The sequence below is a fragment of the Acidovorax sp. BoFeN1 genome (assembly GCF_003345135.1).
Classification (GTDB): domain Bacteria; phylum Pseudomonadota; class Gammaproteobacteria; order Burkholderiales; family Burkholderiaceae_C; genus Acidovorax; species Acidovorax defluvii.
The window spans coordinates 1-8,291 of sequence record NZ_QOZT01000125.1; the positions used below are offsets into that span (position 1 = coordinate 1).

Here is an 8,291-nt window from a genome sequence, read left to right on the forward strand (position 1 = left end):
CCACCACCCCCACCGCCGCAAGCGGCCGCCAGCAGCGCCACACCTGCAACGCACACCCACTGCATCGACTGTCGAAATTTCATGGCTACGTCGTCCTGAATCCGTTTGGTTAGGGGTTATTTAGCCAGCGCCTTGAGGGCCAGCTTGATTCCTTCACTCACACCCACATCCGGCGGCAGGGCCTTGAGCGCCGCTGCCGCTTCCTTGTCGTTGTAACCCAGCGCCAGCAGCGCCTGCAGAATGTCCACCTGGGCATCACTGGTTACCTGCGCATGCGCCCCCATGTCGGCGCCCAGCTTGCCCTTGAGCTCCAGCAGCAGCCGCTCGGCGGTTTTCTTGCCGATGCCCGGCACCTTGACCAGGCGGCCCGCCTCCTGCAACGTGATGGCTTGCGCCAGGTCGCCCACGCCCATGCCCGAGAGAATGGACAGCGCCGTGCGCGGCCCCACGCCCGATATCTTGATGAGTTCGCGAAACGCGTGGCGCTCGGTCGGTGTGGCAAAGCCGTACAGCAGCTGCGCATCCTCGCGCACGATGAACTGTGTGAGCAGGCTTACCCGCTCGCCCACGGCGGGCAGGTTGTAGAAGGTGCTCATGGGCACATTCACCTCGTAACCCACGCCGTGGCAGTCCAGCAGCACCTCGGGTGGATTTTTTTCCAGCAGGGTGCCGGTCAATTTGCCTATCATGGATGTCCTTTGCCGGCGCACGCACCTATTGCAGCGCCGTCTTTCTTGCCGTGTTTTCCGTTGCCTGACTGGAATTATCCGCGTGATCCTGCGCCACACCTTCACCCCCCACAACAATACCCGGCTCACGCACCTGTGCGGCCCGGCCGACGTGCACCTGCGCACCATCGAGGTGGCCCTGCAGGTACGCATTGCGCACCGGCACGAGCAGTTCAAGGTCGATGGCCCCAAAGCCAAGGCAACCCAGGCCATGGAGTTGCTGCAGGCCCTGTATGAAATGGCCGAGCGCCCCATCACTGAAGACTACCTGCAGCTCATGCTGGCGGGCGACCAGTCCCTGGTGGAAGCGCCCGAGGGGGCCATCGTGCTCAATACCCGCCGGCCCGACCTGCGCGGGCGCACGCCCACGCAGAACCTCTACCTTGAAAACATCGCCACGCACGACATCACCTTCGGCATCGGCCCCGCGGGCACGGGCAAAACCTATCTGGCCGTAGCCTGCGCCGTAGATGCGCTGGAGCGCAGCGCCGTGCAGCGCATCGTGCTGACGCGCCCCGCCGTGGAAGCGGGCGAACGCCTGGGCTTCCTGCCCGGCGACCTGGCGCAGAAGGTGGACCCGTATCTGCGCCCGCTGTACGACGCGCTGTATGAGCTGATGGGCTACGACAAGGTACAAAAGGCCTTCGAGCGCAACGCCATCGAGATCGCTCCGCTGGCTTTCATGCGCGGGCGCACGCTGAACAACGCCTTCGTCATCCTGGACGAAGCCCAGAACACCACGCCCGAGCAGATGAAAATGTTTCTCACCCGCATCGGCTTTGGCGCCAGGGCGGTGGTGACGGGCGACGTAAGCCAGATCGATTTGCCCAAGGGCGCCATGAGCGGGCTGGTCGATGCAGAGCGGGTGTTGAAGCGCGTCAAGGGCATTGCCGTGACCCGCTTCACCAGCGCCGACGTGGTGCGCCACCCGCTGGTTGCGCGCATCGTGGACGCATACGACGCACCGCGCCGGGCGCCCGTCGCGCGCAGCCGCGCAGCCGCGCAGACTAGACAGGTTCCAGGTTCGCAAAAACTCCTTATTTGATAGCTGCAAGCGCTTACCCCATAAGCGCTAGAGGCATAAATGACCCTAAATACCCTCTCCCTGTCACTGCAATTCGGCCGCTTTGATGGCGTCGCCGCCCACCGCGCTGTGCTTCCGCGCCACAAGGTCACGCGCTGGATTCGCCACGCCCTGGCCACCGATGCGGAGATCACCGTGCGCATCGTCGGTGCCGAAGAAGGCCAGCAACTGAACCGCGACTACCGCAAAAAGGACTACGCCACCAACGTGCTCACCTTCGATTACACGCAGGAGCCCCTGGTGACCGCCGACCTGGTGCTCTGCGCCCCCGTGGTGGAGCGCGAGGCGCGCGAACAGAACAAGAGCCTGGAAGAGCACTACGCCCACCTGCTGGTGCACGGCACGCTGCACGCCCAGGGCTGGGACCACGAGACCAGCGAGGAAGATGCGCAGGAAATGGAAGCCTACGAAACCGCCATCCTGCAGGAGCTGGGGTTTGCGGACCCCTACGCCAGGTAAGGCCCTCGACCCGTGGCGCACCCATCACATTCCGGCAAAGCAATGCCCACTTTTTTAGAGCCAATCAAGGGCAATATTCCGACAATTCACACCTAAGATCGCAGGAATGATTCCAGGCTGCTTCCCAGGCCTGGGACTGGAGGAGATGTCTTGGAAACCGCCCTGCTGCTCACCGCCGCCTTCATCGCCGGCGCCCTCAACGCCGTCGCCGGAGGCGGCAGCTTTCTGACGCTGCCCGCGCTTGTGTTCACCGGCGTGCCGCCCGTGGCGGCCAATGCCACGGGCACGGTGGCGCTGCTGCCGGGCTACATCGCCGGGGCCTGGGGCTTCCGTGAAGACACCGCCCCGCCGCCGGGCCTGTCGATGCGGCTGCTGGTGGTGCTCTCGCTGATCGGCGGCGCCGCCGGTGCGGCGCTGCTGCTGGTCACGCCCGACGCCACCTTCCGCAAGGTGGTGCCCTGGCTGCTGCTGGCGGCCACGGCGCTGTTTGCCTTCGGCCCCTGGCTGCGCGCGCGCCTGGCGGGCGGCAAGCCCTCCACTGCCCGGGCCACCCTGGGCGTGCTGGCCGTGGCGGGCTATGGCGGCTACTTCAACGGCGGGCTGGGCATTCTGTTGCTGGCCCTGTTCGGCCTGCTGGGCCAGACCAACCTCAACGCCATGAACGGGCTGAAGAACTGGGTTTCGGCCCTGCTCACGGCCATCGCCGTGGCCATCTACGCCGCAGGCGGCGTGGTGCACTGGCCCCAGGCGCTGATGATGATGCTGGCCGCCACCGCCGGCGGCTACGGCGGCGCCCGCGTGGCGCGCAAGCTGCCCGCGCCGGTGCTGCGCTGGGGCATTGTGGCCACGGGCCTGGTGATGGCCGGGCTGTTCTTCTGGCGGCAGTGAACAAGCACACCACGCAGCCCACCAGCCCAGGGCCCACGGACGAGCGCGCGCTCTGGGTCATGCTGCTGGCGCTGCTCAGCGGCTTCGCGCTCAGCCAGGCATTCCGCACCACCACCGCCATCCTGGCCCAGGGGCTGACGGCGGAATTCGGGCTGTCCGCCCAGTCGCTCGGCGCCTTTGCCGGGCTGTTCGGTCTGTCCTTCGGCGTGGCCCAGCTGCTGATGGGGGTGGGCCTGGACCTGTACGGCCTGCGGCGCACCGTGCTCACAGCCTTTCCGCTGGCGATTGCCGGTTCGGCACTCTCCGCGCTGGCGCCTGGCTATGCCGGGCTCATGGCGGGCCAGTTGCTGATCGGCATGGGCTGCTCGCCCGCCTTCCTGGCCTGCACGCTGTTCATCGCGCGGCACTTTCCGGCGGATCGCTTCGCTTTTATCTCGGGCGTGGCCATGGGCGTGGGCGGGCTGGGCCTGCTGTTCACCGGCACCCCGCTCGCCTGGCTGGTGCAGCACGGCGGCTGGCGCACCGGATACGCCGTGCTGGCCGGCTTGAGCGCGCTGTCGTGGCTGCTGATCTATCTGCGCGTGCACGAGCCCCCGCTGCGCGCAGCGCCCGCCGCGCAAGAAACCTGGGGCCAGGCCCTGCGCGGCTTTGCCGAGCTGCTGCTCCTGCCCCACACCTGGGGCATTCTGCTGCTGGGCATGTCGGGCTACGCCGCCTTCCTGTCGTTGCGCGGCCTGTGGCTGGCGCCGCTGCTGATGGACCGCTTCCACCTCACGCTGGTGGACAGCGGCAACGTCGCGCTCGCCCTGTCGCTCATCGCGCTGTTCGCTCCCGGCCTGTCGGGCCGGTTGGACCCCGGCACCGCCAAGCGCCGGCCCTGGATCGCCAACGCCTCACTGCTGATGGCCGCGCTGTTCGTAGCGCTGGCGCTGCTGCGCCAGCACACGGGCGCCAGCGTGGCGCTGATCCTGCTGATGGGTCTGCTGTCGGGCTACGGCGTGCTGCAGTACGCCGACGTGCGCGCCTCCTACCCTCCCGCGCTGACGGGCCGCGCCCTCTCGGCCTTCACCATGGCCATGTTCCTGGGGGTGGCGCTGATGCAGTGGTTCACCGGCATCGTCGCCACCTGGGCCGCGCAGCGCGGCACCGACCCGCACACCGCCGTGATGCTGGCCATCGCGGGCTGGCTGGCGCTGGCGTCGATGGGTTTCCGGTGGCTGCCGGAGTCACCGTTGGTGGCAGCAAAAAACCCATGAAAATCGACTCTAACGCTTACATGGCAAGCGTTATCAGCTCTCATTTTTGAACCAAAACCCGCCCGCTCGTGCGGCGGAACGCCCGGACATGGCGGCTGGACGCCCCTCAGCGCGGCTGGAAGGCAATCAGCGCCATGCCCAGCAAGGCGACGGCCACACCGGCCACGTCCCAGGCAGACGGTCGCACGCCATCCACCACCCACAGCCACACAATGGCCGCGCCAATGTAAACGCCGCCATAGGCGGCATAGACCCGGCCCGAGGCGGTGTCGTGCAGGGTCAGCAGCCAGGCAAACAGCGCCAGGCTGGCAGCGGCCGGCAGCAGCAGCCACACCGGGCCTTGCTGGCGCAGCCACAGCCAGGGCAGGTAGCAACCCACGATCTCGGCCAGCGCCGTGGCCAGGTAGAGAAAGAAGGTTCTCATGCAGCCGCGTGGGCTGGTGTGGCTGGCGCCATGCGCATCGGAATGGTCACCGGCCCGTCGTTGACCAGGTGCACCTGCATGTCGGCGGCGAACTGGCCCGTCTGCACCACAGGGTGCAGGGCGCGCGCCCGCTCCACCACGTAGTCAAACAGCCGCCGCCCATCGTCGGGCGCAGCGGCCTGGCTGAAGCCGGGGCGGTTGCCGCTCGACGTGTCTGCCGCCAGCGTGAACTGGCTGACCAGCAGCAGGCCGCCGCCGATGTCCTGCACGCTCTTGTTCATCTTGCCCGCGTCGTCGCTGAAGATGCGCAGCTTGAGGATCTTGGCCAGCAGTTTGTCGGCCTCGGCTTCGCTGTCGCCGCGCTCGGCGCACACCAGCACCAGCAGGCCCGCGCCGATGGCGCCCACGGTCTGGCCCTCCACATCGACACGTGCTTCGCGCACGCGTTGCAAGACGCTGATCATTGCACTGCATCCTTGGGGTCGTCAGGACGGTCGTCAAAATGCGCCTCCACATCGGTCGGCAGCAGCTCGATGGTGGCGCGCAGGCCGGGCACGGCGGCCATCAAGGCGCGCTCGACCTGGCCGCGCAGCTCGGCGGCGTGGTGCAAGGTCCAGTCGGCCGGCATGTGCATGTGCATATCGACGTAGCGGCGCTGGCCGGCGCGGCGCGTGGTCACATGGTCAAAGCGCAGCGCGCCGGGCGGCTGGCCCTGCACGAAGCCCTGCAAGGTGGCGTCGATGGTGGACTGCACCTCGGGCTCGACGGCCTCGTCCATCAGGCCCTGCGAGGAGCGCCAGACCAGCTCCACGCCTTCCTTGAGGATGTTGAGCGCGACGATGATGGCCGCCACGGAATCGAGCCACAGCCAGCCCGTGAACGCCGCGCCCACCAGGCCCACGAGCACGCCGGCCGAGGTCCAGACATCGGTGACAAGGTGACGCGCGTCGGCCTCCAGCGCGATGGAGCGGTGCTCCCGCGCCGTGCGGAACATCACCCATGCCAGCAGGCCATTGAGCGCCGAGCTCAGCACCGACAGCCCCAGGCCCCAGCCCACCTGCTCCAGCGGCTGCGGGTCCATCAGCCGGTGCACGGCCGCCCACATGATGCCCGCCGACACCCCCACGATGAGGATGCCCTCGAAACCCGAGGAGAAGTATTCGGCCTTGTGGTGGCCATAGGGGTGGTTGTCGTCGGCCGGCAGCTGCGCCACCGTCACCATGGCCAGGGCGAACACTGCGCTGGCGAGGTTGACGAAGGACTCCATGGCGTCCGACAGCAGACCGACCGAACCCGTGACGTACCAGGCCAGGGTTTTGAGCGCGATGGTGAGCACGGCCACACAGACCGAGGCCCACAACAGGTTGCGGGGCGTGAGCCAGGGGCGGGGCGAAGAAGCAGAGTTAGACATGGCGTTGGTGGATGGCTCAGGTGATCAAATACTATCAATTCAATAGCTGCCTGCGCTTTATGAGAAAGCGCCACAGGCCGATTTCATTCAAAGAATTCGCCATCGGTCACCAGCCGCGCCTTCACCGTCTTGCCCTTGACGCGGCCCTGGTTCAGACGCTGTGCAGCCTGCGCGCCAATGGCGCGGTCCACCGCCACGTAGGTGGAGAAATCGTTCACGTTGATCTTGCCGATCTGTTCGCGGGTGAAGCCCATCTCCCCGGTGAGTGCGCCCAGCACATCGCCAGCGCGGATCTTCTCTTTGCGGCCGCCGATGATCTGGATGGTGACCATGGGCGGCACCAGGGGGCCGCTGCCCGTGGGCGTGAGTTCGGCCACGGGGAACCAGCGCGATTCACGGCCCTGCAGCACTTCGATCTTGCCCACAGAGCCCATCTCGTCCATGCTGACCAGGTTGAGCGCAAGACCTTCGGCGTCGCCCCGGCCCGTGCGTCCGATGCGGTGGATATGCACCTCGGGGTCGGGCGTCACGTCCACATTGATGACGGCGGCCAGGTTGGCAATGTCCAGCCCGCGCGCCGCCACGTCGGTGGCCACGAGCACCGAGCAACTGCGGTTGGCAAACTGCACCAGCACCTGGTCACGCTCGCGCTGCTCCAGCTCGCCATACAGCGCCAGTGCGCTGAAGCCCTGGGCCTGCAGCACGCCCACCAGGTCGCGGCACTGCTGCTTGGTGTTGCAAAACGCAATCGACGACTCCGGGCGGAAGTGGTTAAGCAGCTGCGACACCGCGTGCAGGCGCTCGCTGTTTTTCACCTCGTACCAGCGCTGCTCGATCTTGCCCTCGGCATGCTGGGCCTGCACCGTGATCTGCACGGGGGTCTTCATGAACTGCGCGCTCAGCTTGGCGATGCCTTCGGGGTAGGTGGCCGAGAACAGCAGGGTCTGGCGCTCTTTGGGACACTGCTTGGCAACCACAACGATGTCATCGAAGAAACCCATGTCGAGCATGCGGTCCGCCTCGTCGAGCACCAGGGTGTTGAGGGCTTCCAGGCTCAGGTGCTGACGTTCCAGGTGGTCCATCACGCGGCCTGGGGTGCCCACCACGATGTGGGCACCGTGCTCCAGGCTCAGCGTTTGCGCACGCAGCGGCACGCCGCCGCACAGGGTCACGACCTTGATGTTTTCTTCGGCCCGCGCCAGACGGCGGATTTCGCTGGTCACCTGGTCGGCCAGCTCACGCGTAGGGCACAGCACCAGCGCCTGCACAGCAAAGCGGCGCGGGTTGAGGTTGGCCAGCAGCGCCAGGGCAAATGCGGCGGTCTTGCCGCTGCCGGTGCTGGCCTGGGCGATCAGGTCTTTGCCCAGCAACGCGGGGGGCAGGCTGGCCGCCTGGATGGGCGTCATCTGCGTATAGCCCAGCTGCTGCAAATTGGCCAGCGTGGCGGGGCTCAGGGCCAGCGCGCTGAAGTCAGTGCTGGCTTGGTTTTCTTTGGAGGTCATGGGGCGATTATCCGGTGCGCCCTTGTGCGCGGGCACGCCGGCGCCCCCAAAGGGCCGTAAAGCGCCGCAAGGTGGCCGCTCCAGCCGCACCCTGGTGGCTATTGCAGGGCGAACACGCCCACAAAGGCCAGCGTGTGCGCCACGATGCCCGGCGCCACGGCCAGCGCATAGCGCCAGCCACCGCTGGCCAGTGCCACGGCACATTTGCTGCAGGCGTGCACCAGCAGCGCCGCCATCAGGGCCGAAGCGATGGCGGGCCCCGCCGCGCTGTCCGGGCCGCCCCGCACCAGCACGGCTGCGGTGGCTGCGTGCACATCTGCCAGGGCCGCCAGCAGGGCGCCTGCTAGCATGCCCGCGTCGCCTAGCCACGCCGTGAGTAGATGCACCCCCACCTGAATACCCGTGAGCAAGGCGGCGATGATCAAGGCGTCGCGCAGCTTGAACATGGGGGCATCGGGCAGCACGCCGGGCGCCGCCTCGGCACTGGGTGCAGATGCCAGCCGGTGCGCCGTGCCCCGCCCGCTCCACCACCCCATAGC

The 8,291-nt window shown here is 67.3% G+C and carries 10 protein-coding genes; 4 read left to right on the forward strand and 6 right to left on the reverse strand.

What is annotated here, in order from left to right:
• Positions 1-116 precede the first annotated feature (116 nt).
• Positions 117-689, reverse strand: coding sequence for a Holliday junction branch migration protein RuvA (ruvA, locus tag DTW89_RS18035; protein ID WP_114656936.1), 573 nt, complete (start codon positions 687-689; stop codon positions 117-119).
• A gap of 82 nt (positions 690-771) precedes the next feature.
• Between ruvA and DTW89_RS18040 the strand changes: the two genes are divergently transcribed.
• The 4 genes from DTW89_RS18040 to DTW89_RS18055 all read left to right on the forward strand — a co-directional run bounded on the left by DTW89_RS18040 (position 772) and on the right by DTW89_RS18055 (position 4,415).
• Positions 772-1,773, forward strand: coding sequence for a PhoH family protein (locus DTW89_RS18040; RefSeq protein WP_114656937.1), 1,002 nt, complete (start codon positions 772-774; stop codon positions 1,771-1,773).
• Between the two features lie 39 nt (positions 1,774-1,812).
• A complete protein-coding gene (ybeY, locus tag DTW89_RS18045) occupies positions 1,813-2,271 on the forward strand; it encodes an rRNA maturation RNase YbeY (RefSeq protein ID WP_114656938.1) in 459 nt (152 codons plus the stop codon).
• Between the two features lie 150 nt (positions 2,272-2,421).
• Positions 2,422-3,159, forward strand: coding sequence for a sulfite exporter TauE/SafE family protein (locus DTW89_RS18050; protein WP_201741038.1), 738 nt, complete (start codon positions 2,422-2,424; stop codon positions 3,157-3,159).
• A complete protein-coding gene (locus DTW89_RS18055; protein WP_236637205.1) occupies positions 3,156-4,415 on the forward strand; it encodes an MFS transporter in 1,260 nt (419 codons plus the stop codon). The genes DTW89_RS18050 and DTW89_RS18055 overlap by 4 nt, the downstream gene beginning before the upstream one ends.
• 106 nt (positions 4,416-4,521) lie before the next feature.
• On the opposite strand, the gene DTW89_RS18060 is transcribed toward DTW89_RS18055, so the two are convergent.
• The 5 genes from DTW89_RS18060 to DTW89_RS18080 all read right to left on the reverse strand — a co-directional run.
• Positions 4,522-4,839 (reverse strand): YnfA family protein, encoded by a 318-nt coding sequence (locus DTW89_RS18060; RefSeq protein ID WP_114656940.1) that lies wholly within the window; start codon positions 4,837-4,839, stop codon positions 4,522-4,524.
• A complete protein-coding gene (dtd, locus tag DTW89_RS18065; protein WP_114656941.1) occupies positions 4,836-5,303 on the reverse strand; it encodes a D-aminoacyl-tRNA deacylase in 468 nt (155 codons plus the stop codon). The genes DTW89_RS18060 and dtd overlap by 4 nt, the downstream gene beginning before the upstream one ends.
• Positions 5,300-6,250, reverse strand: a complete 951-nt coding sequence (locus DTW89_RS18070; RefSeq protein WP_114656942.1) for a cation diffusion facilitator family transporter — start codon at positions 6,248-6,250, stop codon at positions 5,300-5,302. Before DTW89_RS18070 ends, dtd begins: the two co-directional genes overlap by 4 nt.
• A gap of 83 nt (positions 6,251-6,333) precedes the next feature.
• The gene (gene dbpA / locus DTW89_RS18075) at positions 6,334-7,752 is read right to left on the reverse strand and encodes an ATP-dependent RNA helicase DbpA (protein WP_114656944.1); all 1,419 of its coding nucleotides are present in this window, start codon (positions 7,750-7,752) and stop codon (positions 6,334-6,336) included.
• A 98-nt stretch (positions 7,753-7,850) separates the two neighbouring features.
• The coding region (locus DTW89_RS18080) for a DUF4010 domain-containing protein (RefSeq protein WP_114656945.1) at positions 7,851-8,291 on the reverse strand (441 nt) is incomplete at its 5' end.

What these genes read in the sequence shown, in the direction of transcription:
- ruvA (WP_114656936.1), bottom strand. Translation starts at nt 689, where the DNA reads ATGATAGGCAAATTGACCGGCACCCTGCTGGAAAAAAATCCACCCGAG.
- ybeY (WP_114656938.1), top strand. Translation starts at nt 1,813, where the DNA reads ATGACCCTAAATACCCTCTCCCTGTCACTGCAATTCGGCCGCTTTGAT.
- DTW89_RS18060 (WP_114656940.1), bottom strand. Translation starts at nt 4,839, where the DNA reads ATGAGAACCTTCTTTCTCTACCTGGCCACGGCGCTGGCCGAGATCGTG.
- dtd (WP_114656941.1), bottom strand. Translation starts at nt 5,303, where the DNA reads ATGATCAGCGTCTTGCAACGCGTGCGCGAAGCACGTGTCGATGTGGAG.
- DTW89_RS18070 (WP_114656942.1), bottom strand. Translation starts at nt 6,250, where the DNA reads ATGTCTAACTCTGCTTCTTCGCCCCGCCCCTGGCTCACGCCCCGCAAC.
- dbpA (WP_114656944.1), bottom strand. Translation starts at nt 7,752, where the DNA reads ATGACCTCCAAAGAAAACCAAGCCAGCACTGACTTCAGCGCGCTGGCC.